Origin of the sequence: Gluconobacter sp. NFX36, assembly GCF_049887835.1 — a bacterium.
In the GTDB taxonomy this organism is placed as follows: domain Bacteria; phylum Pseudomonadota; class Alphaproteobacteria; order Acetobacterales; family Acetobacteraceae; genus Gluconobacter; species Gluconobacter japonicus_A.
On sequence record NZ_JAGEKJ010000013.1, the window covers coordinates 1 to 24,134 of the forward strand.

33 protein-coding genes and 1 pseudogene are annotated in these 24,134 nt (G+C 59.5%); 23 read left to right on the top strand and 11 right to left on the bottom strand.

What is annotated here, in order from left to right:
* Positions 1-218: 218 nt before the first annotated feature.
* Positions 219-791, bottom strand: a complete 573-nt coding sequence (locus tag J4P41_RS12430; RefSeq protein WP_426067374.1) for a hypothetical protein — start codon at positions 789-791, stop codon at positions 219-221.
* 48 nt (positions 792-839) lie between these two features.
* Positions 840-1,727, bottom strand: a complete 888-nt coding sequence (locus J4P41_RS12435; protein ID WP_426067375.1) for a hypothetical protein — start codon at positions 1,725-1,727, stop codon at positions 840-842.
* A 215-nt stretch (positions 1,728-1,942) separates the two neighbouring features.
* On the opposite strand from J4P41_RS12435, the gene J4P41_RS12440 reads away from it, so the two are divergent.
* The 19 genes and pseudogenes from J4P41_RS12440 (at position 1,943) to J4P41_RS12530 (ending at position 12,267) form a co-directional block, all read left to right on the top strand.
* On the top strand, positions 1,943-2,305 hold the full coding sequence (locus J4P41_RS12440) for a hypothetical protein (protein ID WP_426067376.1): 363 nt from the start codon (positions 1,943-1,945) through the stop codon (positions 2,303-2,305).
* Between the two features lie 85 nt (positions 2,306-2,390).
* Positions 2,391-2,744: a hypothetical protein gene (locus tag J4P41_RS12445; protein WP_426067377.1), complete on the top strand. Its 354-nt coding sequence runs from the start codon at positions 2,391-2,393 to the stop codon at positions 2,742-2,744.
* Positions 2,745-2,814: 70 nt separating this feature from the next.
* A complete protein-coding gene (locus J4P41_RS12450) occupies positions 2,815-3,345 on the top strand; it encodes a hypothetical protein (protein ID WP_194263266.1) in 531 nt (176 codons plus the stop codon).
* Between the two features lie 78 nt (positions 3,346-3,423).
* Positions 3,424-3,900, top strand: a complete 477-nt coding sequence (locus J4P41_RS12455; RefSeq protein WP_426067378.1) for a transcriptional regulator — start codon at positions 3,424-3,426, stop codon at positions 3,898-3,900.
* 11 nt (positions 3,901-3,911) lie between these two features.
* Entirely contained in the window at positions 3,912-4,199 is a 288-nt protein-coding gene (locus J4P41_RS12460; RefSeq protein WP_426067379.1) for a DUF2312 domain-containing protein, read from the top strand.
* Positions 4,200-4,203: 4 nt separating this feature from the next.
* Entirely contained in the window at positions 4,204-4,500 is a 297-nt protein-coding gene (locus tag J4P41_RS12465) for a hypothetical protein (protein WP_145993787.1), read from the top strand.
* A gap of 2 nt (positions 4,501-4,502) precedes the next feature.
* Positions 4,503-4,925, top strand: a complete 423-nt coding sequence (locus J4P41_RS12470; protein ID WP_426067381.1) for a hypothetical protein — start codon at positions 4,503-4,505, stop codon at positions 4,923-4,925.
* Positions 4,926-4,979: 54 nt separating this feature from the next.
* Entirely contained in the window at positions 4,980-5,690 is a 711-nt protein-coding gene (locus J4P41_RS12475; RefSeq protein WP_426067382.1) for an HD-GYP domain-containing protein, read from the top strand.
* On the top strand, positions 5,687-5,887 hold the full coding sequence (locus tag J4P41_RS12480) for a hypothetical protein (RefSeq protein WP_194258111.1): 201 nt from the start codon (positions 5,687-5,689) through the stop codon (positions 5,885-5,887). The genes J4P41_RS12475 and J4P41_RS12480 overlap by 4 nt, the downstream gene beginning before the upstream one ends.
* Positions 5,888-6,135: 248 nt before the next feature.
* Complete coding sequence (locus J4P41_RS12485; protein WP_426067383.1) at positions 6,136-6,792, top strand: hypothetical protein; 657 nt, start codon at positions 6,136-6,138, stop codon at positions 6,790-6,792.
* A complete protein-coding gene (locus J4P41_RS12490; RefSeq protein WP_426067384.1) occupies positions 6,777-7,016 on the top strand; it encodes a helix-turn-helix domain-containing protein in 240 nt (79 codons plus the stop codon). The genes J4P41_RS12485 and J4P41_RS12490 overlap by 16 nt, the downstream gene beginning before the upstream one ends.
* 829 nt (positions 7,017-7,845) lie before the next feature.
* Positions 7,846-8,661, top strand: a complete 816-nt coding sequence (locus J4P41_RS12495) for a hypothetical protein (RefSeq protein ID WP_426067385.1) — start codon at positions 7,846-7,848, stop codon at positions 8,659-8,661.
* Between the two features lie 739 nt (positions 8,662-9,400).
* Positions 9,401-9,778: pseudogene (ssb, locus tag J4P41_RS12500) on the top strand (single-stranded DNA-binding protein); the annotation flags it as partial.
* Positions 9,779-9,910: 132 nt separating this feature from the next.
* Entirely contained in the window at positions 9,911-10,183 is a 273-nt protein-coding gene (locus J4P41_RS12505) for a hypothetical protein (protein ID WP_194258106.1), read from the top strand.
* Complete coding sequence (locus tag J4P41_RS12510) at positions 10,173-10,307, top strand: hypothetical protein (protein WP_273498567.1); 135 nt, start codon at positions 10,173-10,175, stop codon at positions 10,305-10,307. Before J4P41_RS12505 ends, J4P41_RS12510 begins: the two co-directional genes overlap by 11 nt.
* A 155-nt stretch (positions 10,308-10,462) precedes the next feature.
* Positions 10,463-10,639, top strand: coding sequence for a hypothetical protein (locus J4P41_RS12515; RefSeq protein ID WP_194258105.1), 177 nt, complete (start codon positions 10,463-10,465; stop codon positions 10,637-10,639).
* Between the two features lie 48 nt (positions 10,640-10,687).
* Complete coding sequence (locus J4P41_RS12520; RefSeq protein ID WP_194258104.1) at positions 10,688-10,849, top strand: hypothetical protein; 162 nt, start codon at positions 10,688-10,690, stop codon at positions 10,847-10,849.
* A gap of 447 nt (positions 10,850-11,296) precedes the next feature.
* Positions 11,297-11,953, top strand: coding sequence for a hypothetical protein (locus J4P41_RS12525; RefSeq protein WP_426067386.1), 657 nt, complete (start codon positions 11,297-11,299; stop codon positions 11,951-11,953).
* 92 nt (positions 11,954-12,045) lie between these two features.
* Positions 12,046-12,267: a hypothetical protein gene (locus tag J4P41_RS12530; RefSeq protein WP_426067387.1), complete on the top strand. Its 222-nt coding sequence runs from the start codon at positions 12,046-12,048 to the stop codon at positions 12,265-12,267.
* A gap of 158 nt (positions 12,268-12,425) precedes the next feature.
* Here the strand turns inward: J4P41_RS12530 and J4P41_RS12535 are convergent, their stop codons facing one another.
* The 4 genes from J4P41_RS12535 to J4P41_RS12550 all read right to left on the bottom strand — a co-directional run bounded on the left by J4P41_RS12535 (position 12,426) and on the right by J4P41_RS12550 (position 15,155).
* Positions 12,426-12,812, bottom strand: a complete 387-nt coding sequence (locus J4P41_RS12535; protein ID WP_426067388.1) for a hypothetical protein — start codon at positions 12,810-12,812, stop codon at positions 12,426-12,428.
* Entirely contained in the window at positions 12,809-13,462 is a 654-nt protein-coding gene (locus tag J4P41_RS12540; protein WP_426067389.1) for a hypothetical protein, read from the bottom strand. The genes J4P41_RS12535 and J4P41_RS12540 overlap by 4 nt, the downstream gene beginning before the upstream one ends.
* Positions 13,450-14,238, bottom strand: coding sequence for a hypothetical protein (locus tag J4P41_RS12545; protein WP_062499536.1), 789 nt, complete (start codon positions 14,236-14,238; stop codon positions 13,450-13,452). The genes J4P41_RS12540 and J4P41_RS12545 overlap by 13 nt, the downstream gene beginning before the upstream one ends.
* 83 nt (positions 14,239-14,321) lie before the next feature.
* Complete coding sequence (locus J4P41_RS12550) at positions 14,322-15,155, bottom strand: hypothetical protein (RefSeq protein ID WP_426067390.1); 834 nt, start codon at positions 15,153-15,155, stop codon at positions 14,322-14,324.
* 324 nt (positions 15,156-15,479) lie between these two features.
* Here J4P41_RS12550 and J4P41_RS12555 point away from each other — a divergent pair, with 324 nt between their 5' ends.
* From J4P41_RS12555 to mobF, 4 genes are all read left to right on the top strand, one after another.
* On the top strand, positions 15,480-15,716 hold the full coding sequence (locus tag J4P41_RS12555; protein ID WP_241009792.1) for a BrnA antitoxin family protein: 237 nt from the start codon (positions 15,480-15,482) through the stop codon (positions 15,714-15,716).
* The gene (locus tag J4P41_RS12560) at positions 15,706-16,089 is read left to right on the top strand and encodes a type II toxin-antitoxin system PemK/MazF family toxin (RefSeq protein WP_426067391.1); all 384 of its coding nucleotides are present in this window, start codon (positions 15,706-15,708) and stop codon (positions 16,087-16,089) included. Before J4P41_RS12555 ends, J4P41_RS12560 begins: the two co-directional genes overlap by 11 nt.
* A gap of 104 nt (positions 16,090-16,193) precedes the next feature.
* Positions 16,194-16,472 carry a hypothetical protein gene (locus J4P41_RS12565; protein ID WP_062106987.1) on the top strand — a complete coding sequence of 93 codons (279 nt, stop codon included), beginning with the start codon at positions 16,194-16,196 and terminating at the stop codon, positions 16,470-16,472.
* Positions 16,469-19,675, top strand: a complete 3,207-nt coding sequence (mobF, locus tag J4P41_RS12570; protein ID WP_426067392.1) for a MobF family relaxase — start codon at positions 16,469-16,471, stop codon at positions 19,673-19,675. The genes J4P41_RS12565 and mobF overlap by 4 nt, the downstream gene beginning before the upstream one ends.
* Positions 19,676-19,716: 41 nt before the next feature.
* Here mobF and J4P41_RS12575 read toward each other — a convergent pair whose 3' ends face one another.
* Genes J4P41_RS12575 through J4P41_RS12595 form a run of 5 tightly spaced genes read right to left on the bottom strand, consistent with a single transcriptional unit; the run spans position 19,717 to position 24,134 of the window.
* Complete coding sequence (locus J4P41_RS12575) at positions 19,717-21,966, bottom strand: type IV secretory system conjugative DNA transfer family protein (RefSeq protein WP_426067393.1); 2,250 nt, start codon at positions 21,964-21,966, stop codon at positions 19,717-19,719.
* 2 nt (positions 21,967-21,968) lie between these two features.
* On the bottom strand, positions 21,969-22,349 hold the full coding sequence (locus tag J4P41_RS12580) for a hypothetical protein (protein WP_211506955.1): 381 nt from the start codon (positions 22,347-22,349) through the stop codon (positions 21,969-21,971).
* 59 nt (positions 22,350-22,408) lie between these two features.
* A complete protein-coding gene (locus J4P41_RS12585) occupies positions 22,409-22,780 on the bottom strand; it encodes a hypothetical protein (RefSeq protein WP_426067394.1) in 372 nt (123 codons plus the stop codon).
* Entirely contained in the window at positions 22,777-23,025 is a 249-nt protein-coding gene (icmT, locus tag J4P41_RS12590; protein WP_211506954.1) for an IcmT/TraK family protein, read from the bottom strand. The genes J4P41_RS12585 and icmT overlap by 4 nt, the downstream gene beginning before the upstream one ends.
* Positions 23,025-24,134, bottom strand: a complete 1,110-nt coding sequence (locus J4P41_RS12595; protein ID WP_415565239.1) for a type IV pilus twitching motility protein PilT — start codon at positions 24,132-24,134, stop codon at positions 23,025-23,027. The genes icmT and J4P41_RS12595 overlap by 1 nt, the downstream gene beginning before the upstream one ends.

A 24,134-nucleotide genomic window follows, 5' to 3' on the forward strand; every position in this document is an offset into this window, starting at 1 on the left:
CAGCCGAGCAAGACGCTCTTCAACATCAAAGAAACCTGGTTGCTTCATAAGCCAGCCCCCCACTCTCCACATGAGGAATGGAATCACACAGAGGGCCCAAAAACCAGAGGGTTTTTCGAACCCTCCACTTCCGTTTTTGGGCAGCGCATACCCGTGCTTCGATGTCCCAAAAGAGGCGTAAGCGGACGCCGTACTTTTCACCTTCTTCAAATCACTTCTCAGTCTTTGAAATGCTGCGCTGGCAGTATCCTAATGCCTGTCAGCGTGGTCGCGACGTAGTCACCCGAATAGGTGAAGAGGTCCCGAGCGATGGTCCAGTTTGCCCATGCTGCGAGGAGGTCACGGGCTTTTGTGTCATCAGGGTCTTTCAGGATCAGATCAAGGCGGGGGTTTTTCTCCCCTTTTGTCCCAAAATCGAACACCGCGAGCCCGCGGATCGAGTGGTCGTAATCGAGGAGCAAAGCTCCCTTGACCAGGCATTCGTGTGCTTTACATGCCGAGAAAAGCCAGCCCCCGGCCTTGTAGCCTAGCATTTCGACCGGACGATCGGGCGGACCACCCAAAGAGGCTAATACCTGTCGCTGAAGCGTTGCAAATTCGCCCGTATGAGGTCCAACAAAGCGTTTGATTTCACCATCGAAGCCCCGGCTCCAAACCAGCTGATTGGTATCCCGGCAGAACTCGGCTGTCTTGAGAGTGCAGGGCTGAGCGGCAGCGCGGGCAACAGAGCACCACGATGTCACGAGAGCGAGGGCAATAGCACTGAAAATTAGCGCCCCGGGAATGCTCATAAGCTGTCTTATCCTCTTGTTCAGACTAGGCGTGTTGCATGACGTCTTTCAGGTGACGTCCAGAGGGTGATCATTTTCTCCTTGGGCGCCCCCGATTATCTTGAGGCAACGTGCCTCACTGATACTTCGTAAAACGTCCTCGATGCCCGCGCGATCAATCGCTGCATGCACTCGGATCAAGGTCTCGCGTAGAGCGTCGGGTGCATGGTGCGGGAGAGGAATGATCCAGGTCTCCGGTCGGTCAGGCTGCCAAGCCGGTGCGTAATCAAGAGGGCATGGCCCGTCTGGCCATGCTTGCCGCATGTCCCAGAGTGATCGCTCCAGTGTGCGGGAGCGGTTGACCCTGACAATGCGCCATGACGAGAGCAAATCCGTGAACCCGTCTTCATCGAGATACACAGGTGTGATCCGGGCATGAAGCCAGACCGTGCGCCACCCCTCTCTACCTGCAAGGCGACGCCAAAGACTGAAACGCCGTGAGGCTCCGCAGTTCCCCGCAATGCGCTCGTGGCTCCAGGTCACATCCGTGACGTCGAATATCTCTCGATTTCGAGTTGCAGACGGGTTGAACTCCCGCAGGATCGCCTCCCGGAGCCGCGCGGTCTGCTCTTCATCAAAAGGGCCATAGTTTTGTGGATAGGAGTCATCGAAGCTCATGGTCTCGGGCAGGCTGTCAAGTTCGCCGACCAGCTTTCCTTTTGATGCGCTGACAGCGGTAATCGACCGGATATCGATTTTTGCATGGTAAGGATCACCCACCCGGAGAAGACTGCTCAGCAGCTCAGAAGCAGGATGGGGCGGGATATTATCGAACGCTTGGGCAAAACTGACCATGCGTCGCAGACGGTAGTAGGCATTCTCTTCGCGGGGATCGCGGCTGGTATCTGCCTTGAAGGGATGATTCTCGAGGTCTGCCAGAAATCGGAGGATCGCCACCTGGGCCTTCTTCTGACGGCTGCGTTTAACAAAGTGCCGGACGAGGGCGAGAGACTGGTACATCATAAGACTCTAAAAACGGGCAAACACGCACGCAAGTCCTTCTGCGACGCACCATGTGTATTCAGACAGGAGCGGGTGGGTTAGGGTGACCTCCGGCAGGATCTGATCGACCAGGGCGAGCCCGGAGGGCGTGGCTTGCAGGGAGAAGAGATGTGACAACGGTACTGGGCAGCTCGGCCTTTGCGCGCCATGAAGACCTGAGGCAGGAGCAACTCCAGGCAGTCGTACGGTTCATGGCGGACCGTTTGATGACCGGATCTGCTGGTGTGGTTCCAGGCACGCTGAAAACGCTGACCGATCAGGGAAGGGACTATCCTTTCGTTCTTCTGCAAGACGATTGTGTCTACGCGGTAAGTCCGATCGAGAGCCTGCGCCTTGTGCTGGATGCGGATGGTCGTCCCCTGGGCTGTCCGTCAGAGGGGCTGCTGTATCTTTCGGATGTAGAGGGAAATGCTGTGGTGCGGCTTCTTCCGACACCGCGTTACAAGCCGTCGGATCTCGGACTGACAATCTGAGGACCTCAATTCGGTTCTGACGCTTCAACCCCTCTGGTCCATCAGCTGAACCGCACTCACAAACGCTGTCGTCATACTACCCGGTATGACCGAGCATACACTTTCTCTTGGGCAGTCAGAGCTGCCCAAACACTCCCTTTCTCTCTCACTCTTGTCCCCCTGGATGCTTGGCAGCATGGTTCTTTCGGCGACCATGCTTTTAGGGTTCGGCTGGCTCCTTTTTCCGCTGGATGTCCAGATGGTCTGGACCATGCTTGCTCAGGCGATCCTGTTTTCCCTGGCGATCTCCGTTCTCGTGATGGACGTCATACGCCTGTTGAAGACGAACGCCTTCATGCCGCGCTGGCATGTGCTGGTCTTCGTTCCGGTCTGGGTGGCTGTCGGCCTGTTCAATCTCCGGAACGCCTATGACTGCATGAAGGCGGCAGGCCAATGGTGACGTTGCGTAACCGCACTCACAACACCCCGCGGGATACTGACTGTCAGGTGACAGAGAACGGGGCAACACAGTGAAGTTTGGTGGCAACCAGCCCAAAGCACGGGTTTTTCGCAAGCTGAATGCGCAGACACAGCGCGAAGCCTATCAGGCCGTACTTCAGCACGTCCGGACCTGCCTCAACCGGGGGCCATATAATGTCCTTGAGCTTCGGGCAAACCTCACCCCGGAAGAGGCTGGAGCTTTGCCTCTGGCTCTGACGACGCTGGCTCAGGCTGGCGAAATCGCGGCTCTGGGTCATAGCGTCTATGCCCGCGTACCCTGGATGCCTGCAACGCGGACCGTGAAGACGTCACCAATCGAGGATCTGGTCTTTGCTTCACTGACCGAACACGAGACGCCAACCGAAATCGCGTCCTGGCTTGGACTGACCCTCACTGTGGTCAGAGACTCTCTCGCAGCTCTGGAGCAGGCCGGTCTGATCGAAGAGCGGCTGGATCCGCGTCGCCCCAACCGCTACCGGATTGTATCGCCGCATATGGCCAAACATATCCGGCAGGGGGCACAGGACAGGACGTTCACCGATATCGCCCGGCATGGCTGAGACATGAGGGAGGCGTCGCGCTTGCGGATTATCCCCCAAAGCAGTGGACAGCGTTGTGGGCAACCGCGGGCAGGATATGTGGATTCACGGTCCGTTCGTCCCGGGCACAGGCGTGCAGCGCTGTCCATTGCAGGCGAACTCTCCGTCATCGGCTGGGGTGTGCGCCAGGCGTCCCGCCGATCCGGCGTCTCCAAGGACAGGATCCTGCGCTGGCAATCAGGGCAGGGTCTTCCTGACCCGGATTTTCTCAAGTGGCTCGCGGCCCTTGGGATGCTGCACCGTCGACTGAGTCACCCACTGGCCCGGGCTGTGCCTCCAGCGGGGAACAGACCTCCGCTGAATGGCTACGCGATGACCAGTGCCCTCATCACAATTGGCTGGTCCGAACGTACACTCGCAGATCGCCTCGGCGAACACCGGACGGCGCTTCGCCGTCTCATTGAGGAACAGGGACATCTCCCGGAGCGGCAGTCCCGCTGGCTCGAAGCGCTGGCAGACGGGCATCGCGATCTGCCACGCCCCCTCTCTCCCATCTGCGTCTCACCCGATCTCTGAAAGGTTGATCCATGTTGCAACGCGTATCATTTCCTGAAGACGTTCAGGACAATCATGGTGTCATCGCAGGCGGCATCGCCGCCGACCGGCTGCGGTCCATTATTGAGCGGGTTGAGCGCCTGGAAGAAGAGCGCAAGGCGCTGAGTGGTGACATCAGGGACATCTTTGCCGAAGCCAAGTCGGCCGGGTTCGACGTCAAGGTCATTCGTACGATTATCCGGCTGCGCAAGCAGGAGCCCGCGGAGATCGAGGCTCAGGAAACCCTTTTGCAGATCTATCGCCGTGCCCTGGGAATGTGACCGAATGCAAGATGCTCCACCGCGCCGACGTATCGCCGAGACGGCAGGAGAGATCCTGGTCTGCTGGCCGAGTGTGGGACTGCTTCTGTTTGCGTTTGTGGTTCCCAGGCTTGGCGCTGTCATGGGGCCCGTTTTCATGCTCGGTGGCTGTCTGGCAACCATGACGGGACCGGGTGTCCCCGAAATCGGCGAAGACGGGCGTGACTACGGTCTCGAGCGCAGGCGCGGTGTGGTTTTTGCCAGTCTCGGCCTGGTGCTCTGCCTGCTCTCTCTGTCTCGTCTTTTGCCGGATGGGTATTGAGCGTGCCTGCACCTTTCTTCGCGGACTGGACTCCAACGCGCATCACCAGTGTCCGCTATGCCTCCACTCTGGGACCCTCTCACCCTGTTGGGACGGTACAGCGTCGGGTCTGTGGCCCCAGATGTCTGATCGGGGTCAGCCTGTTTCTTCTGACGAACGCCGCGGATGGATTTCTTGGCCTGGATCAGTTTGCCGGACAGGGACCCTGGCATCTGTCCGGACTGGGTCAACCGGTTCTGATGCTGTCGTTCTGGCAGTGGACGCTTCTGGCCTGCCTCACACTGGCTCTTGTGAAACTCGCTGAAAAGACGTCCGGGATCCTGACCAGGCGTGGGCAGGGGCGGGCGACCAGAATAAGGCTCCTCGTCACCTGCGTGGCCCTGGCACTCGGCGGCCTCGCCCGCAGCCTGATCCATCCGGGATGACCGGACTCACATTGCCCTCTCCTAAAGTGATCCTACACAACCGGCAGAGGAAAGATGCCTGAACTGCAGACGCTCCTGAAAGAAGTGGTGAAACTGCCTGCGTCCTATCGGCGGCAAGGCGCACCTCTGGCGTCCCTTCTGGCACAGGTTGCCAAAGGGGATGACGGGCATGGCCAGAGGGTCGGGCGCCTTGCTGGCCTGCTCGGCCATCTGGCGAAAACTGGCCTCTCGTCCAGCGCCCTTGAACTGGCAGGCCGCCTGCACGATGCGGGCAAACTGCTCCTGCCAGACAGCCTCCTGAATCATCCGGGCATGTTTAACGACAGGCAGATGCTGGTGATGCGGCAGCATCCCTCGCTTGGCCTTGGAGCGCTGTTTCATCTGTCAGCCGATATCCCGACCCTTGTTCATGAGGCCGTACTCCTGCACCACGAACGCTATGACGGTGATGGTTATCCCTTTGGGTTGAAGGGCAGAGCCATCCCTCTGGCCGCCCGCATCATCGGCCTCGTGGACGTGATCGACGCCCTGCTCTCCGCCCGCGCCTATAAGACAGGTTGGACGCCGCGTCAGGTGAAAGCCTTTCTCCACGAGCAGGCAGGTGGTGCGTTTGATCCTGACCTGGTGCGGCACGCGACCACCTTCTTCGATGATCTGCTCGCCATTCGCCGCAGCGTCGCGCAACCCGTTCAGGGGTACCAGCCAGTCCCTGGTCAGTCCCCTGCTTCTTCCCGTACTCTCAGCTTTCGGAACGATATGCCATGATGCCACTTCCGCTCCCACCCGCAGCGCACGCAGTCCCGTCGGAAGCATCTTCCCTCAAACTTCTTGCCGGGATTGCAGACCGGCTTTTCGCAGAAAACCGGAGAGACGAGGGGCTGTGTGTGATTGACGCTCTCTATCTTCAGGCAGATGCAGCATTTTGCGGCAGCCGGAAGCCCTGTGGTCAAGAGGACGGCTGACGCCGTCCGATCCGGATGTATCTTATCGCGCAACGCGGAATGCTGATGAATCTTGGTCGATAGGGGGTTAGCGCGAAAGCGTAGATCGGCACCATGATGTAATCGTCAAGTCATGGACGGGATCTCGAGCACCAGGAGGAAGTCGTCGTTGGGTCGCATAGTCAAAAAATAAAGAAAGCCCGATTTGTGTATTGAAAAAGGTATCCAACGGATACTATGATGTAGGCATCACGAACGAGGACAATGCGATGCCTAAATTCGACACTTCCCGGATGCGCGAACTTGAGAAGGAAGTGCTGCGTCGTGCCACCGTCGAGGCGATAGGACGGGTGAAAGATGGCGTTCAGCGTGATGAGGAAGGACGGGTCCTGCTCCTGGCTGCGCCGTCGCATGGCTATTTCTCGCTCGAAGACAGCACCGTGACGAAAGAGGTCGCTGCTCTCCTCGGGGTTTCGCCTACGGCCGATGATGTCGCGAAGGCCATTCGTAAGGTCGGAAAGACCGAAGTGGACAGACTGGCTCTGTCAGGCTGGCATTTCTCAACGGGTGAGACGCGCAATCTCGGCAGTGTAAAGCTGGACGACGGGTTTGAAATCGCGACAGAGCACTCGATGCGGCATGCCGTAACGGGGGAAGTCGCGATGCGTGACGACATCCCTCATTATTCCGATCGCATTGAGCTGCAGCACAGAACCGGGGATCGTATCCTGTCAGGTGTCTGGATCTTTCCCGACGGTCGCTGTGAAATAGACGAACCCAGTTTGGATAAAACCGGCGAATACAGCGAAGACTTCGACCTCTCGCCGCAGGGGCGGGCCGACGCTACGTTGATCGCGAGCCTTAATCGGACGAAGGCCGGACTTGAGCGGGCAGGTCATTTCAAGCGGGCATGGCTGGGTTATTGAGGGAGGCTGACGTCGAGGACATTTCTCCTCGGGCAATCCGTCAAGCCCGTCTCGATGCGGGCCTGACACAGGTGAGTGCTGCGTCTCTTGTTCACGTCACACCTCTGACCTGGAAGCGATGGGAAAGTGGTGATCGCACCATGCATCCGGCCTTCTGGGAACTTTTTGCTCTCAAAGTCGAGAGTGGCATATTGGGTGGAATGAACAGAGACGAGTCAAAGTAGAGACAGAAAGGGACAGTAAAGAGCGTCCGGCCGCCACAATGGTCTGGCCGCACGCGGCCCGTGCCCTGGAGGGCGCTCCATTGTCCGGTCCAGGCAATACGGGATTTTATCGCTGAACCAAAAACGCACTGGGGTGATATTCACGCTCAGGATAATTCGGGACTTTTGCCTGATTTGCACTATGGACTGTTTCAGTAATGCCAGAAAATCCAGACGACCTGAGGCGAACCTATGTTGCGTTCTGTTCGGGCGCAGGTTTGTCGCACGCAGATGTAAAGTCTCTTCTTGCTGATCGTGGGTACACTCTCTCGAACAACGCCGTCCGTGAATTTGGAAGGGCTAATCGTTTTCGTGATGAGAGACCCAGAACACAGGCGCGCGGGAGCATGATTACGATTGAAATTCTCCGGGATTTGATTTCCGCTTGGGCTGATGAGCAGCGCGAGAAAAGAATTCTTGACGAGAGAACTTCGCTGGGAGATGGTTTTGACATTCCCCGCGCAAGCAGGGATGAACCGTTATAATCCTAATCCTTGATAGGTTTGTAAGACCTTCGTTCCCTGCCTCGGCGGGGATGACCCTTTCTAATTCTGGTCCAAGATAGGTTTGCAAGACCCGTTCCCTGCGTTAGCGGGGCGAATATCTTACGGCCTTCTCTCGTCCTCAATCTTACCAACGATAAAGAAAGAGAGAGAGAAACAGCACAGGCCGTCCTGCCGCCACAATGGTTCGGCCGCACGCGGCCCGCGCCCTGGAGGGCGCGCCATTGTCCCGGCCAGCCGTCTGCGCCTGCGGGAAAGCATCCAGAAAATGAAAAAGGATGTTCCCCATGGCGACTCACGTCACAACCGTCTTTACGCTCACTGGCCAGCAGGACCGTCTGCGCCAGATCGCTGATGAGCGCGCCTACCGGACCTGCGCACCGGACCAGATGGCTTGGGAAAACGACACCACACTCGTGATGACCCTCGAAAGCGGGATCGGGACGTCATTTCTTGGTCATGGGCTGGGGCTGTCTGACGAATATCCAGACGTCAGCATCCGGGGCATGGAGTATTTCGACTGCTTTGATAGTCCGGCCTTTGCCAAATGGCAGGGCGGTCAGCTTGTCTATGAAGCGGATCTCATCACAGTCTTCGGAATCCTGTTTCCGACAGACGCCACAAAAGACTGGCCGGGATGTAGCGCCAGCTTCTGGCACAGGTCTCCGCCTCTCGCGGCCGCCATAGCCGAGAACTGCCCTGACTTCGATCTGATGCCTTTGCGCCGACTGGCAGGGCCGGTGCCGGGATGGGTTGAGACAACGGACGGCTTCGCCACACTCTTTCTCCGCCCGCCCTCGACACCCGACGCGCAGGATGGCCTCGGGGTGATCCTCTATCCGGAGATCGGCAGGAGCACCCTGGTGACAGGGATCGACCGCTTCGGTGGCGTCGCCCGGTTTCGGCGTCAGTCCTATGGACAGATCAGCGCCTCGTGCCCGGAGCTGCGGGCCGTCCTGCGGGACCGCTGGAACGTCAGCGAGAAGAAAAGGAGGAAAGCGCGCCAGGAGCGGGAGGTGCTGAGGAGGAGATTGAAGAAAGCAGAGGGGGAGAGAGGGGATAGTGTGTTTTCTTTCGTCGAGACTGACCCGTGGGTAATGTGAAGGGTAGGTGAAAAGAGGATCGGGGCGGCCCTGACGGGTTCGTTCGCTCTACTGCGCTAGGCTCCTTCGTCGCCAAGCTCCGCCTAGCCCCGACGTCCAGCCGCCCTCAGTCGGGCGTCTGGCCCTCGGGTCTGGCCCTTTCGGGTACGGCTTACCCGCATCCTTTTCCAATAACGGTCGGCCCTGGTCTGGGGGATCGGTTCGTGAGACGGCTCCTCAACCTCCCCGGCCAGTCCTTCGGACCGTCCGGGGAGGCACGTTCCATGGAGGTGGCCTCGCATCCAGCGTTCACTCTGACAGTCGCCGTGCCAGTCCGTAAAGCCACTGCACATCCCTCGGCTTCAGGTGTCAGGCCCGCGTCTGCTGCAGGGCCGCACGCGACCCCGCATCAGACGCAAACCAGTCCCCTTGCTCAGGACGCTCCGGGCTTGACGGCCTCTCCCGTCGCCCGTCTTGGCCGGTGGCAGGATGGGCTCAGGAAAACGCCACCTCCATTCCTCTTTCGTCGCCGTCAGTGTGCTCGCCGCACAGGCAGGATGGGTCTAGGAAAACATCAAATACCCGTTCAGTATTCAACAAGTAAATCGTCAATTCCTGAGGCTTTATTTTCTTGGAAACGGCGGTTTTCTGCGGTTTTTCGTTGACTGCGAGCAAGTAAAAACCTAATATCTATTCATGGACGGAGGCAATAACGCCGAAACAGTCCAGTTGATACGTTCCCTATTTCTTGGAGGTTCTCATGGCCGGTTCGGTTAACAAAGTCATTCTCGTTGGCAATCTTGGTAAAGACCCGGAAGTCCGTCATACGCAGTCCGGCTCCAAGATCGTGAGCTTTACACTCGCCACGTCTGAGACTTGGAATGACCGCCAGAGCGGGGAGCGTCGTGAACGCACCGAATGGCACCGTGTCGTTATCTTCAACGAGCGGGCTGGTGACGTGGCGGAACGCTTTCTTCGCAAAGGACGCAAGGTCTATATCGAAGGTGAACTCCGCACCCGCAAATGGACCGATCAGGGCGGTCAGGAGCACTACACCACAGAGGTTGTCATTGACCGTTTCCGGGGTGAGTTGGTGCTGATCGACAGCAACCGCGCAAGCGAAGGAGGCGGCTGGGGCCAATCGGATGAGGAACTGGACGATCAGGCGCCATTCTAAGGTACTCAGTTCACCGCACGGTCCTGCCAAAGGACCGTCCCCGTTTACGCTCCTTACAGGAACCGGCGTTATGACCACCGAAGAGACTTTTCCATGATGCTGCCGACGCTGCCTCCCAGACCTCCTACTTCAACGCAGCATACAACCGAACGCGTGAAGCTTTTCGCAAGCGGCTGCCAGAGCCTTGCGTTGGCAATCCTCGGGGCGGGGATCGTGGCTCCGCTCTTCACAGGAGTGGCCGTCCCTATGTGGCAGCGTCTGGCAGCCGCGCTCGCCGCTGCCGCTTTTGAAATTGCCGCGTGGACGCTTCTGGGCTATATTCCGAACAACGAGGTCACGCCAACGGAGACCGAACATGATGAATGAGTTCTTCCCAAACCTGCTGATGATGCTCGCCGCGTTTGCTGGCGGCTGCGCCTTTTTCGGCTGGATTGCGAGCCGGTTGCTACCCGCTTCGACCCCGAGACAGAAGCGGCACAGTCCTTCCTGATGCAGAAAGACAGGCGGCCTCCGGGCCGCTTTTTTTTGTCCGCTCGCCCGGTTTAGTCATGCGGGCGCGCCTCGTCGGCGCGAAGTGTATTGCCCCCAGTGCTCGCCCCCCACAGGGGGGCTGCGCCAGGACAGTGGAAAAGCTAGACTGCGCCCATGTCACGACAAACCATAATCCGTATTGGTGCACTGAGTATTCAGGCAGCCGTTCTTCTCCTGATCTGGCAGGGCTTCCTGCATCCAACCCGGGGAGGTCTGCTGGTGCTTGCCGTCGGGTTTGTGGCCTTCTTCCTGACGCGGGATTCTTCCGGCAAAGATCTGGGCCGTAAGTAGAAAAACAGAAGAAGGATCGGGGCGGGCCGTCCGGGTAACGGTTCACCCGTGTTCTTTTCCCTGAACGGACGGTCCTGGTCTGGCAAGTTCGACCGTGAGACGGCTCCTCGTCCCTCCCGAACGGTCCTGAAGGACCGCCCGGGAGGGCCGTTCCACGACAGCGTCCTCGCATCCAGCGTTCAGTCTGACAGTCGCCGTGCCAGTCCGTAAAGCCACTGCGCGACCCTCGGCTTCAGGTGTCAGGCCCGCGTCTGCTGCAGGGCCGCACGCGACCCCGCATCAGCCGCAGGCCTGACACCCTTGCTCAGGACGCTCCGGGCTTGACGGCCTGTCCCGTCGACCGTCGTGGCCGGTGGCAGGATGGGCTCAGGAAAACGCCACTGTCGTTCCACTCTCGTCGCCGTCAATGTGCTCGCCGCACGGGCAGGATGGGTCTAGGAAAACGACAGGTATTCATAAAGTAATCAAGCAATCTTTTTACTTGTCATTCAAAAATAAAGCGCGTTTTATGGCGGTTTTCTGTGCTTTTTCTCTTGTCAGGAAAGGCCAAAAAGGCTATCTTTTACTTGTCGAGAGGGATTGGCCCTCAAGACAAAGCGCCCCGAACGGTATTGGTACTACCGAACGGGACTTCGCTAGACTAGAAAGGCAAGTTTCATGTCCGACGCACCCAACACCATGTCCCAGAACGCTTCTCAGGGCAACTACTCCCCCGCTGCTGTCCGTCGCTTCAGTGAAGCCCAACGCCGCACCAAAGCTCTCGCCTCTCCGGGGCTGGCAGACATTCTCCGCCTCGTTCCGTCGGAAGACCAGATGGCAAAAATCGTGCTGGCGTTCGGTGTCGAAGCCGGTGACGTTGACGAGCTGACCGGGGCAGGGTCCAACATGGTGCGCGAGCAATACGACCTGATGTTTCCCATCCTCGTGACCTATATCCGGGGCGAGCAGAATTTCAACGGTCTGCGGATGCACCTTGACCGCGTGGTGGATGGTCTCATCCGGTCCGCCTATGGCGCCGCGAATTTCTATGAAAACCGCCGTATGATCGCCAAGGATGCCGCAGACAGCTACGCCAACGGCGACCGCGACGAAGACCGCATGGGCGTGGACGGTGGAGAAAACCGCGTGGATGGCCTGCGCCGCATCGCTGCCGAAAACGGCGCGAAGGCTTACGCGCTGGCCTGCGTCGCTTCCGGCGCATGTGCCGCCTATGAGGAACTGATGGGTCAGGCGTGGAAGCCTTACACCCGCGACAATGGCCGCAGCCTCTCCCGTGACGTCGCCGCCGTTCAGGCCGACGCCATGGGCTTCTAAGGCAAGCCCGCCGCGCCCACAGGGCGCGGCCTCTTCCTGTCCCTCTGCACATCGAAGAGCGACCGGCCCCGCCCGGTCGTGGAGCCTGTCCCATGTCTCACGCACTCGCCCCCTATGTCCCCGACGCCAGCGCCAAGAGCCTTCCCCTGAGGAGGCTGGAGCACCTTGCGCGTGGCTTTGCCATCGCGGACGCTCTCATGACCTTTCTGGAAAATACCCGGTTCGATTCCAGCATTGAGAAGGCCGCAGAAGAGGCGCGCGCCGCTGGTGCCACCCCTGACGAGATCCGGGTCGCGTCGAACGGCCTCGCCTGATCGGCCTCGGCCAGGTCCACACGCGCAAAAGGCGGCTCCCCTGGGAACCGCCTTTTTTGTTGTCCGGTCAGACCGCGCCAAAATGGACACAACCGCGCAAGCGCGGCTGTGACGTATGGTGCGTCAGGGCTTCGCCCCGACGGTGCGTGCGCGAGAGGTCACCGCCAAGAAAACGCTGGTCCGAACACGGACACAAGGATTGCCAGACCCGTCAGTCCTGCGACAGACCAGACCAAGGCCGCATGGGTCTCAAAACGCACAAAAAGATAAAGGCCAGCGCAGGAAATGGGCAGCACTCCAAAAGCGCCAACGGGAAAGGCAGCCACGCCCAGTGATGGGCCGAAAAGCACGCGGGTGCATGAGCCACCAAGGAGTGAGAGACACCCACTGCCCCAGAGAACCAGCCGGAGCGGGCTGGCGTAAATCTCCCGCAATGAGCCCGATGCGGAAGCACATCGTGCGATCGGCGCAATCCGCAGGCGGATCACGCCGATCGCATGCCCCCTGACAGACGCGAAGCCTTTCCAGACCCGCCCGACCGTCATGACCGACTGTCCCCGGTGCCCTGAGAGGGCAGCGTCAGGGGGCACCACTGCATCCCGGTCGGCTTGTCATACTGAAGGTGCTCGGAGCAGAAATGACCTCTCACGGTATCTTCCGAGGAAACGCGGCTCCCGCTCCAGTAGCCCAGTGTCACCAGTCCGGCCGCGATGACAAAGGCCACGAAGATCCGGTTCCAGCGGATCTGGCGGTAAAACAGTTCCTCGTTCTCAGGAAGGCGCTTCTTGAGGGCCTTGAACAGATCCTCCTGCTGCGCCACGGCATTTTTTGTCAGTGCCTGTTCGATGCTTTTGACAATCTGCGCCACGGCCGCCGTCTGTTCCCGCTCAAGGAAAATTTCCTGTGTGCGGATCCGGCTCTCTCCAGACGCCTTGAGGCTTTCAACCTGTTCGACCCCGCGTGTCAGCTGCTCCCGGAGGTCCGCCAGTCCCGTCTCAGCAGTTCGGGAGGCCGCAGACAGCGCCTCTGCCGCCCGGTCGAACCGCGCACTGGCCAGACTGATGCCCTCAGACTGGGATATCATGATCAGGCCCAGAGGACTGGAGGGCTCTATCCCCGCATCATGCAGGCTTGCCAGAAGGCGCTCACGCGCCTCCTGTGCGGTCGAGGGGGTGAGGCTGCTTACGGCAGCCATTCGGCCACGCCTTCTTCCTTGATATTGTGCTGGAACGCTTCAAGCCATTTGACCGTCATGTGCTTCCACAGGGGATTGACCATGGTGCCGTCAGCCTTCGGCTTGCCCGCCACCACGTCAAAGACGTTCATGTCATCACCCTCCAGATACTTCATGCACGTCAGGGCAGGGAAGACGATCGGACGCACACCGGCCGCCTCCATTTCCTCTAGGCGTGTATCCTTTTTCAGCCAGAGAAACGGATCAGCAGAGCGTGTAGAGGATCGGAAGAGACCTTCGTTCAGGAAGAGGATTGAGTCGCCGTTATTGAAGGCGCCAGACTTCCAGATGCGATAGACGTGATCGAAGTCGTCCCGCTCCGGGCCAGTGAAATACGCAAACGTCGGGCTGACGCCATTCGCTTTCAGGAAGTCGGCCAGATGGGATTCCGCTGCCAGTTCTTCACTGACCCGGTCGCCGCCGCCCATGTCGATGGCAAGGGAGGCGTTGTGTTCAAGAGCCTGTGCGAGCGTGTTGGCCAGCCAGAGCTTGCTCTCTTCCAGTTCTGCGTTGGCCGGGCGCTCGACACCGTGCTTGCCTTCGGGCGGAAACAGCTTTGACAGCATCGGATTGTTTGGATCGCCATCCGCCGCCAGAACGTCCCGGCCTGCCTGTATGGCCCAATGGACGAAAATGGCGAGCGCGAGGCTTCCGCCGCTTCGACCCCGAGCGATACGCCAGACGGCGCGCCGCCGTGGGGGCTCTTTCTTGGGGGGCGTTGTAGGCTTTTCAGTCATGATGCCTGTGTCTCCTGCTGATGCGGGAAAGTGTCCCGTCCCAGAAGGATCTCACAGGCCGATGTGAGTGCGGTTAACCCGGCTCAGTACAGGTTCGGGATGCAGCTCTTGGCACCGCGCATGACGAACTTTTCCTCCGGCGTCATGGTCAGGTTTGTCGGATGGCGATGGCGCAGAAGAAGACCCACGTCCCGCAGCCACTCTTTCTCGTACTCGTAGTTTCGCTTGCTGGGATATCCGGGCAGATCGCCGCCATATCGCCACGCGCTGCCTGTGTACCGATTGATATCACCGTCCCGGACTGGGGCCAGTTTGGGGTCAACGGGTAGATAGGCACGGTTCGAAACGCCCTTGAGCACCGGAAGATCCAGCGTGATGAACTCTGATGGATCAGACGGCGCAATCTCGTTCTGCTGTGTTCTAGCGGCCTGCTGCTGGGTACGCTCCTGACGCTGGACTGCCGCCCTGGCATGAGCGTCCTGAACTTCGGCCCGCTTGCTTGTGGCGTAGCTCTCGGCCCGGTCTGCTTCCTGCATCCGCTGGGACAGTGTTTCAGCCTCAGCTGCTTCGGCATCCCGGCTCGCCTTCGCGGCCTCGCGGGCTGCCTTCTTTTCTTCGGCCAGTCGCTCTGCGGCGGAGGCCGCATCGGCATGGCGTTGCCTACGCGCCTCGAGAGTCTTTCCGACCCGGTTCCAGAGCAACTTGGCGCATCCTACGGACGGCGCTTCGCCCTTCGCATTCGTCAGTCCGACTTCGGTAAACCACGCGCACAGGGCCTTCCAGTTCAGACGCCGACCATCGAGAGCCGACAGAAGCTCATCGCGGTGCGCTTCCATCCAGACACGCAGAGACGTCGCACCAGACGCTCTTTCAAGCGCTCCAAGAGCTCCCTCAATCCCGATGCTGGCGGCAGTCATGTGTGTCCTCACAAGGTCTTCCTGACGCGGCTACTGGCGTCTGAGAAGCACTCTAGAACGATATCGCGACGGTATCAACGGGTATCGCTTCGCTATCGCGTCGGTATCAAAAGAGTATCACGAGAGTATCAGTCTTTTTCTTTTTCCATACACAAATGCAAACTTTCAGTTTGCGCTTCGCGCCACCCTGCGGGTGTTGCATCCGGCGGGGCAGGGTCTGACCCGGGCTGAAGACCTCTCATCGCATTCTGCTCTGCCAAATATGTTGTTCTGCACTACGAAAGTGCGCTACATTAATGACGTTCTGAATGTATGGAGTGTGTCATGGCATCCCCCCTTTCGATCCGTCTGGACGAGCGGTTGCGCACCGACCTGGAGCAGGAAGCAACAGCACGCGGTATCCCTCTGAGCCAACTCATTCGTGATCTTCTGGAGACAGGGGCAAAGAGTGCGCGCCGAGACCGTATTCGCAGGGACAGTGCGCGTGTTGCCCGTTACGTCGCTGCGACGCCTTCCGCTCAAGCACTCTTTGAGGAGGTTGGCGGAACCCATGGCGCCTGATCGGCCGGTCGCCATGGCAGCGATCTTCTCACCTGGAGAAATTGTGCTGGCGGACTGGCGCGGCGATGCGCTGCCGAAGGAGCCCAACAAGCGTCGGCCGGCTGTTGTTGTCGAAGACGACCTCTTTCCGCCCGAGTGGCCGAACGTGATGCTTGTGCCGTTGACCGACGATGAAAACCTCGTCATTCCGGATCTGGCGGTACGGATCGACCCAACGGCTGAAAACGGCTGTACCAAGCCCTGTTGGGCGGTCAGTGCTCTGCTCACCACCACATCCAAGCAGCGTGTCGCCGTGACAGGCAGCAAGGTGAGACCTGATCAGCTTGCTGCCATCAGACGCCAGATTGCGCTCCTGGTGGGATGCGACGGCTAGGCAGATAGTCTCTGAGACGATGTGGGCTCGGAGCGACAGTTTTTGTCAGCGAGCACTCACAACCACCTCGAGCAAAATGTCTCCTTTGCCTACGGAGACGATGCATGCCAGACGAAAACGTATTTGACCTCCCGCAACCGGTAGATCGCGAAGCGCCGTTTCAGCTCCTCGTTTTGCAACGGCTGGACCAGATCGGGGAGGCGCTCGCCCAAATCCACCAGATGGTCAGCCCTCCAGAAAAAGCGGAGGAAGGCGAGGGTCTGGTCGAGGTCGTCGCGCGCATGGCCCAGGCCATGGAACAGCAGGGTGCTGCCCTTGAGACAATCTCGGCGCAGCTCGGTCGGCTCGAAGCTTCCACTTTCTCTGCGTCGGCTAAAAGATGATTACTTACCGGAAGATCTCTGCGGCCGGTGCCGGCAGGCTGATCGTTGCCTATCTGAGAGAGAATCAGTCCGAACCTGAGAAGGATGCCCGCTTTGAACGGGAACGGAGTGATCCGACCCGTGAAAACGGTGACAGGTTGACAACCTACTATACCGGACGTGAAGGGCGCGGAATGTGGTCGCCAGATATGGGCCCCCGGATCGCTGATGCTTTAGGCATTGATGTCATGAAGGTCCCGACAGACCAGGCGCTGGCCAATCTGTTCGAAGCGAAACGCGCTGACACGGGTGAGAAATGGGCCAACACAGGCCGGAAGCGTGAGCACTCAGCCATCGACTTCACAGCGTCACCCGATAAATCCGTGACGCTTGCCGCTGAATTTGCATCGACGGATGCCGAGCGGGCTCTCATCTGGAGCGCAATTCACAAGGCCAACGACAAGGCTATGGCATTTATTGCCAAGGAGGTTGGCGTGGCGCGCAGAGGGTCAGGAAAGACTGCCACGCTGGAAGGAGGGGAAGTCGCGTGGGTATCGTTCCGGCACTACACGGCACGTCCTGTCATGAAGATTCAGGACGGCGCAAAAGGCCCTACGGCGGCGGTGGAAGTGCCGGTGCCGGGGGATCCACAGGCGCATATTCACAATCTGCTTTTGAATGCCGTAGCGACAGAAAGCGGCCATTTGGGTTCGCTGGACAGTGCTCGCATTACCAGTGCGACGTCTTTCATGTTCGGGGCGTATTTTCAGGCGGAACTTGCAAGGGAGCTTCGCAAGCTCGGTATCGCGGTGCACGTCGACGAGAGCGGCCGCGCAATCGCGATTGATGGTGTGCCGCGAGAAGCCTGTGAGCTTTTTTCAAAGCGGCATTCGCAGGCGGAGAAAACGGGAAAAGCCTATGCCCAACGGCAGGGTCTGGACTGGAACGAATTGTCGGCAGAGCGGAAGTTTTCAATTCTTCACAACGCAAATCTGGCTTACCGCTCAAAGAAGTACAATGGCAGCAACGACAAGGAGTTCTGGCTTGCGCAGGCTCATGAAATTGGGTGGTATCACGATACTGTCCTGACCGATGAGAAGGTCCAGCCATCAGGGCGCGCTGAGCGCTACGAGCTGGCTTATGCGATTGCTGCGAAGAAATTGGCCGAGGAGTTTCGGACCGCCGCTGTTCTCGACCGGGATACGTTCCGGACCCATGCCGCACGGGGTCTCATTGCGGCTGGCATTGAAGGAATGGAGGACGTGGAGCGGATTGCCGATCTGATCCAGGAGCGTGGCATCGAAATCGACGGCCAACAGGTCCGTTTTTTGGAACGCGAGCAGGACGGCCGCCTCCGGGTGGCGACAAGCGCTCAGATCGCCCTCGAAAAGGACATGGCCCGTCTTGCCGGCCTGTCGTCGCGGACCCGGGACGGTGCGCTCAGTGACGAGCAGATCGCCGCTGCCGTTGCCCGGTCCGGTCTCGACTTCACACGCGAACCGGCACACGGCGCTGCGCAGCTTGCAGCCATCAATGCGCTTGGTCAGGCGGGCGGACTGGGCTTCCTGATTGGTGTCGCCGGATCCGGTAAAACGACCCTTCTGAAGCCTCTGGTCGATGCCTGGCAGGAGGATGGCCGCACCGTCATTGGCGCGGCCATTGCCTGGCGTCAGGCCGATGCGCTGAAGGATGCGGGCATTTCCCAGACCTACGCGATGACACCTCTGTTGGATGGCCTTGCGCAGGGAAAGATCGTCCTCGATCGGCAGTCCGTTCTGGTTCTTGATGAAGTTAGTCAGGTTTCGCCGCGTCAGTTGCTCGAAATCCTCCAGCTTCAGCAGGAAAAGGGCTTTGCCCTTCGGGTGGTGGGCGACCGGGAACAGGCCCAGGCGATCGAGGCCGGTGACGCTGTGGAACTGCTTTTGCGCGTTATGCCCAAAGAGGCGCGTCCGGAACTGTTGAGCACGATCCGCCAGAAGTCCGCGCGCGGTCGGCAGATCGCCAGCATGTTCCGCAGTCCCGGCCGCGATCTGAGCCAGACTGAGGACGAGCAGAAGAAAGCCGATATTGCGCGGGCGCGTGAAGCCATCGACATGAAGCGCAAGGACGGCACGATCCGACTTGTGGGGGGCGACCATGACCAGGTCGTCGAGCAGATCGCTGACCTGTATCTTCGACGTCGCGACATGCTGACGCAGGCCGGGTCGGAGCGGGGTATCACCATGTCGGCGCCGACCAACGAGGACGTCATGGATCTGAGCCGTGCCGTCCGCGACCGGCTGCGCAAGCGTGGCGAGATCGGGCAGGAGGAGATCGTCAAGGCCGCCGTCGATCAGCGTGGCGTCACCTATGAGCTGCCTCTCGCAGTCGGTGACAGAGTTCGATTGTTTGCGAAAACCAGTGTCCGGATGGAAACACCTCACGGTCGTCGCTGGCGTGATCTGGGCTCGAACGGTGACTTCACGACCGTCAAGGGCTGGTCCGATGAGGGACTGGTTTTGCAGAATGCGAAGGGCCGGGAAGGGCTCGTGCCCTGGACCCGGCTGGCCGACCCGAAGACCGGACGCGTCCGTCTGGGCTTTGGTCACGCTATGACGGTCGACGCGGCGCAGGGTGTGACGTCCGACGAGCATATCAACGCCATGCCGCGTGGATCCTCGGCCATGACAGGCTTTACGTCCTATGTTGCCGAAAGCCGGCATGTCCATCGCTGCTGGACGGCCGTGTCGGAAGGATCTCTTCGTGAGGCCGAGACGTTTTCGCGGGCTCTGGGTGATATCCGGCCGGTGACGGTCAACGATCTGTATGACCGTCTGGCGTCGGACATGGGACGTCATCCCTACAAGTCCCTGGCCGTTGATCTGGCAAAAGCCCGTCTTGCGCACGAAGAAGCCAATACGCGCTGGATCCGGCAGAACCACGTCAATGAGCGGACCCGCCAGAAGGGGCAGTCACCGGGCGGCCAGGTACGTCGTCAGGTTGAGGAAGCGCCGATCCGGGATGTACCGCGCGCGCAATGGGATGATGTCAGTCGCAAGCTGCGCAAGGCCGGCTATGCCGCGCAGGACGCCCTGACTGCAGCGCGGCGGGTTGAGGATCTGCAGGAGCGTCGGAGAGCGCGGCAGGCCGACGACCGGCTGCGGCAGGCTCGCGCCGCCGCACAGGAAGAAGAGTTGCGGGAGCGCGATCGCACGCGGGTCCGTGGCACAGGACGAGGGATGTAGAGTGGAAAACCGAGGCGACTGAGGACATGCCGCCTCAGATATCAGGCGAGTTCTTTACCACGCGCGTAGAGATTCAGGGCGTGCGTGACGGTTTCAACAGCCGCACGCTCGTCCTGTCCCAGCATTGTCTCAAACGCAACCAGTTCTGCCAGCAATGCTTTGTCCAGATGCGGATGCAGCGGCTCCGTTGTTCGGGGCAACTGAGCGGACGGAGGAACGAGGGTGTCAAACAGCTTCGCGAACGGCTTGTCGTCTGCCGGGGGCTCATCAGGGAAGAGCAGCGTCAGGAGCTCCTGCGCGTCCTGCAGGGGCGTACCTTCAGTGTTGAGAACAATGCCGAGGCGCTGATACAGATCTCCCAGAACTCCGGTTAACGGCCGGAGATCAGCCTTTTCGATCCGGTCGCGACCTTCCTGAAGCCGCTGAGCCACGTCGTCTGTCTCTGTAGCCGGCTCCTCCGAGATGGGTGTTTCAAGGGCTGGGGCCGCTGACACTGTGGGGAATACCCTGTTCACGCCTTCAGGCTTGATCCCTGCGTAGAACAACCGCGTGTAGATACGCTTTCCTCGGAAGAGAATGATGGCCTGCCCCTGGCGGAGGTTCTGCACATCACTCCAGGAGATCCGCTTGACGTCCCGGATGTCTGCGCGCTGCTGATCCGCATAGACGCCCAGAGGGTTCGAACTGTCAAACCCGGGAAGGACGCTGACAGGCATCATTCCGCCTGATTGCTCGACCCATTCCCGTGTCGGGCCGGAGTCCTCGATATTCTCAAAGATCTTCAGCTTGGGATTGCCGAGAAGCGGAACGGTCAGATCCTTCCCAAGCGTGGCGTAGAGCGTGCCCACTTCCTGGAACGAGATCAGCAGGAAGATGTTCATCTCGCGTCCCAACGCCATCATGGCGTCGATCCCACGTGTCGCGAACTGCCCGACTTCGTCCAGGACGATCGGATAAGGGACCTTGGACGATGACGCCCGGTTTACGACGCGATCCTGGTATTCGCCTTCAATCGAGGTTCCGAGGGCTGCCGCCAGTGCGTAACGCAGCGCCGTGATGACGGCCTTGCCCAGGGCGGCGTTTGTGTCCGGATGGTTTTCGAGAGAGGGGAGAAGAACGACGAGGATGCGCCGGTTGAAGATGATGTCCCGGAAGTCGACATCGCCGATATTGCACCGGAAAATATGCCCTAGTGTGGAACTCATTTGAGTGAACGTCTTGCCGAAACCGCCCACGACATAGGAATGCTGCTCGCGAACCTTGTCCTGGTCTCCCACGCTTTTGGTGTTTGAGAAGCCACCTGTTTCGGTCACGTAGTCGCGGATAGGGTTAAGCAGGGTACGGTCAAATTCTGGCGGCAGTTTGACTGTGCGCGTCTCGCCTGCGTCCGCGTCGTAATATGTGAAGATCTGATCCTGGTAGAGATCGCGCAGTTTCACAATGTCAGAGAACATCGTGCGGATTGTCTCGGACATGATCGGGATGCCAAGGTTGTCCCGGACCCAGACGAAGACATAGGACATGCCGCGAATAAGCGCTTCGGCTCTGTCCCAGAAGTGCGCGGAGTTCCCTCCACCGCCCTTCTTGTCTTCCGGAAGAAAGAGCGTGAGCAGAAGCTCCGTCATGCCCTCGGCGTTGACAGAGGAGAATGGGTTCCAGGTGTTGGTCTTTCTGTCGCCGGCTGAGACCATCATATTGATGTAGCGCAGATCTGCCTCACGGCCCCACCGTCTGGCCATGGCCGCAACGGAGAAGGCGAGGTTGTTCGAAGCCTTGCCGTCGACAATGGTGAACCCGCCGCCCTGTGCCAGGACGTTGCAGAGCAGACTATAGATAAATTGCGTCTTACCAGAGCCCGTTGATCCGGGCAGTGTGGCGTGCATCGTCAAGTCGTTTCCGGACAGCCAGACCTGTTGAGCCGTGGCTTCATCCCATCCGATCAGCCAGTCTCCAGAGGGCTTGCCCGGAATTTCGACGCCAGGGCGCTTTGGGTCCGGCTCAGGGTTCCCGTAGTCCTTTCCTTTCGCATTTGCCGGCAGCCGTAGAGGCAATGTCACCGGGCGCGTCAGGACATAGCCTGCAAAAGCGACGGCCAGCGGTACAATGGCAGTTGTCAGTGCTGGAACGGAGACAGATACGCCGGCCATTGCCACAAGCCCGATAGACGAAAACCCCGATCGCAGGATTTCCCCGATCTGTTGGGGTACGCTGCGGGTATCGCGGAATGCCAGGCCGCCTTTCTGCTCATGGAAATCCTGCGGACCGTCTATGCGGCGTCTGATCGTCGCCATGATTATTCCAACCCAAATGCGTTGTTCGGCACCGGGGCGGCTTCAGGCGCGGCTGGTATGTAGCGCCGTGTGGCTGTTTCGGGCGCGCGGAGTAGCGGCATCTGCCCTGTTTCTGCTGTATGTGGGCCATTGCTTTTTGCAGGTGACAGCAGCCAGTGGCCGAGGGAGGCGCCGACGACAATCAGACAGACGCTTGCGATCAGTGGAAGCGGTACCTTTCTGGTTCGCTGCGGCTGCCGTTTAGTGGCACTCTCTTCTGCCCGGAGGAGAGAGGGATTGTCAGGTCCCTCTGAAAACGGGCCCTGCTCGAGAAAGATGATGGTCCGGTCGCCTTCACGACGAATGGAAAGGGATTGTGTGTCAGACGGAACAGAAATGATCATCGCGGGCCTCAGCAAGTTAGACGCCTGTGCAGTATCTGACAGGCGTTTGTGAGTGCGGATCAGCCGGTGACGGTGTGGGTATAAGCCGTCAGGGCTTCAATACTGATGCATCCTTCGGGATCGGCTAAGGCTCTGAGAACCGCGTTGAGCGCCAGAAGGGCAATCGACAACGGGACATGATAGAGCCCGGTGAGTGTGTAGCCCGTCACACTGAGTGTGTCGGGTTCGATCCTCAGGCCGAAGCCCGCCCCTTTTGTCTCTGATCGCCAGAACTCTTCTGCGAGCCTGAGCAGTACCGGAAGAAACACGTTTGTCTGGCTCACACGCCACGCAGGCAGAGCGCCCACACCTGGAATGCCGGTCTCGAAGCGGTATTCCTGCGTTTCAATCAGCGCCGTGCAGCAGCGCACCAGGTCGTCAAGATCGCTCATGCGTAATCACGCTTTTTCCAAGAGGGGAGACGAGGGCGAATGGGACCGCACAGAATGACCCGGAACATTCGCACGGCCACGGGAAGCGTCAGTCCAAGCCATGCCAGCACGCTGAAGAACAGGACCCCGATAATCGCCAGGATGAACGTCCATTCCCGCATGTGAGCGATCCACAGGGCGAGTGGCGCAAGCGCACGGGCGTCAATAATGAGAAGGCGGACAGGGTCCGCGGTAAAGCGCCACATCAGTCTTCTTCCTTCATGGCAGCGGCAGCGACGGCTTCTGTAATTCTGCCCTGTTTCACGGCGGCCGCGATGGATTGAGCGAAAGTCTGTCCGTGTTCTTCGACAGCGGCCTGTGTGATGTTCGGCCAGCGATCCCGTGGGGCATCCAGCAGACGGGTTCGAATGGCCCGCGTCACAGGCAGGAACTCCCGAACAGGTGTCCTCTTGCCATCGGTTGATTTGAGAAGCCTCTGGTTCACCAGAAGACGGAGGTTCTCGACGAACGATATTGTCAGGCTGTCCCGCTGATCAGCGGGGCAGAGTGCCTGAACACGTCGGACCGTTGAAGAGCAGCTGTTCGTGTGAAGAGAGCTCAGGAGGCGATGACCAGAGATCCCGGCCTGGATTGACGCTTCCATGGTCTCGGGATCTCGGCACTCGCCCACGACGATGTCGGTTGGTTCTCGACGCATGGACGCGCGGACGAATTCGGCAAAACTTCTGAGGTTACGCGGGATTTCGAGCTGCGTGACCGTTGAGTTACGACGCAAGACGCGATCATAGAGGATCTCAAGGGGGGCTGAGGCTTCGAGCAGGTTGCAGTGAATATCCGGGTCTTCAAGCCGGGCCCGGTTGATGCCGCCAATCAGTGTCGACTTTCCCGAGCCCGTAGCGCCGCAGATCAGGAAAATGCCCTGTTCTCCATGAAGCGCGTCCATCAGTTGGGGCTCGACGTGCTGGTCCTCCAGCGGTCGGGGGATGTCAACGAGGGGTCGAAACGTCATCGAAATGCCTGCGTCGGCACCAACCTGCGAGCTGACGGCATTCAGGCGGAACGGGTATCGCCTCTTTTTGCGATCTGGCCAGATTGTATGGCCGACATCGATCGGATCCCCGTTCTTGAGGTTCGTCACCCCCGTCGCCGAGCGAAAGATGTAGTTAACCGCATCCTCGACTTCACCCGGCAGACTGGCATCGCGCGTTACCTGATGGTTTTCACCATGCAAACGCACCATGACAGGCATGTCCGACTGGATTTCGACCCGGGAGCATTCGGCTTCGGAACACCAGATCAGGAACTGATCCAAGGTATTACCCCGCAAAGCTTCACCGTCTTGAGGCCAGAACAT

Bases quoted from the DNA above. Each gene is read 5' to 3' on its own strand.
- J4P41_RS12430 (WP_426067374.1), bottom strand. From the start codon at position 791: ATGAGCATTCCCGGGGCGCTAATTTTCAGTGCTATTGCCCTCGCTCTC.
- J4P41_RS12445 (WP_426067377.1), top strand. From the start codon at position 2,391: ATGACCGAGCATACACTTTCTCTTGGGCAGTCAGAGCTGCCCAAACAC.
- J4P41_RS12460 (WP_426067379.1), top strand. From the start codon at position 3,912: ATGTTGCAACGCGTATCATTTCCTGAAGACGTTCAGGACAATCATGGT.
- J4P41_RS12465 (WP_145993787.1), top strand. From the start codon at position 4,204: ATGCAAGATGCTCCACCGCGCCGACGTATCGCCGAGACGGCAGGAGAG.
- J4P41_RS12475 (WP_426067382.1), top strand. From the start codon at position 4,980: ATGCCTGAACTGCAGACGCTCCTGAAAGAAGTGGTGAAACTGCCTGCG.
- J4P41_RS12480 (WP_194258111.1), top strand. From the start codon at position 5,687: ATGATGCCACTTCCGCTCCCACCCGCAGCGCACGCAGTCCCGTCGGAA.
- J4P41_RS12485 (WP_426067383.1), top strand. From the start codon at position 6,136: ATGCCTAAATTCGACACTTCCCGGATGCGCGAACTTGAGAAGGAAGTG.
- J4P41_RS12490 (WP_426067384.1), top strand. From the start codon at position 6,777: ATGGCTGGGTTATTGAGGGAGGCTGACGTCGAGGACATTTCTCCTCGG.
- J4P41_RS12495 (WP_426067385.1), top strand. From the start codon at position 7,846: ATGGCGACTCACGTCACAACCGTCTTTACGCTCACTGGCCAGCAGGAC.
- J4P41_RS12505 (WP_194258106.1), top strand. From the start codon at position 9,911: ATGATGCTGCCGACGCTGCCTCCCAGACCTCCTACTTCAACGCAGCAT.
- J4P41_RS12510 (WP_273498567.1), top strand. From the start codon at position 10,173: ATGATGAATGAGTTCTTCCCAAACCTGCTGATGATGCTCGCCGCGTTT.
- J4P41_RS12515 (WP_194258105.1), top strand. From the start codon at position 10,463: ATGTCACGACAAACCATAATCCGTATTGGTGCACTGAGTATTCAGGCA.
- J4P41_RS12525 (WP_426067386.1), top strand. From the start codon at position 11,297: ATGTCCGACGCACCCAACACCATGTCCCAGAACGCTTCTCAGGGCAAC.
- J4P41_RS12530 (WP_426067387.1), top strand. From the start codon at position 12,046: ATGTCTCACGCACTCGCCCCCTATGTCCCCGACGCCAGCGCCAAGAGC.
- J4P41_RS12535 (WP_426067388.1), bottom strand. From the start codon at position 12,812: ATGACGGTCGGGCGGGTCTGGAAAGGCTTCGCGTCTGTCAGGGGGCAT.
- J4P41_RS12540 (WP_426067389.1), bottom strand. From the start codon at position 13,462: ATGGCTGCCGTAAGCAGCCTCACCCCCTCGACCGCACAGGAGGCGCGT.
- J4P41_RS12545 (WP_062499536.1), bottom strand. From the start codon at position 14,238: ATGACTGAAAAGCCTACAACGCCCCCCAAGAAAGAGCCCCCACGGCGG.
- J4P41_RS12550 (WP_426067390.1), bottom strand. From the start codon at position 15,155: ATGACTGCCGCCAGCATCGGGATTGAGGGAGCTCTTGGAGCGCTTGAA.
- J4P41_RS12555 (WP_241009792.1), top strand. From the start codon at position 15,480: ATGGCATCCCCCCTTTCGATCCGTCTGGACGAGCGGTTGCGCACCGAC.
- J4P41_RS12560 (WP_426067391.1), top strand. From the start codon at position 15,706: ATGGCGCCTGATCGGCCGGTCGCCATGGCAGCGATCTTCTCACCTGGA.
- J4P41_RS12565 (WP_062106987.1), top strand. From the start codon at position 16,194: ATGCCAGACGAAAACGTATTTGACCTCCCGCAACCGGTAGATCGCGAA.
- mobF (WP_426067392.1), top strand. From the start codon at position 16,469: ATGATTACTTACCGGAAGATCTCTGCGGCCGGTGCCGGCAGGCTGATC.
- J4P41_RS12575 (WP_426067393.1), bottom strand. From the start codon at position 21,966: ATGGCGACGATCAGACGCCGCATAGACGGTCCGCAGGATTTCCATGAG.
- J4P41_RS12580 (WP_211506955.1), bottom strand. From the start codon at position 22,349: ATGATCATTTCTGTTCCGTCTGACACACAATCCCTTTCCATTCGTCGT.
- J4P41_RS12585 (WP_426067394.1), bottom strand. From the start codon at position 22,780: ATGAGCGATCTTGACGACCTGGTGCGCTGCTGCACGGCGCTGATTGAA.
- icmT (WP_211506954.1), bottom strand. From the start codon at position 23,025: ATGTGGCGCTTTACCGCGGACCCTGTCCGCCTTCTCATTATTGACGCC.
- J4P41_RS12595 (WP_415565239.1), bottom strand. From the start codon at position 24,134: ATGTTCTGGCCTCAAGACGGTGAAGCTTTGCGGGGTAATACCTTGGAT.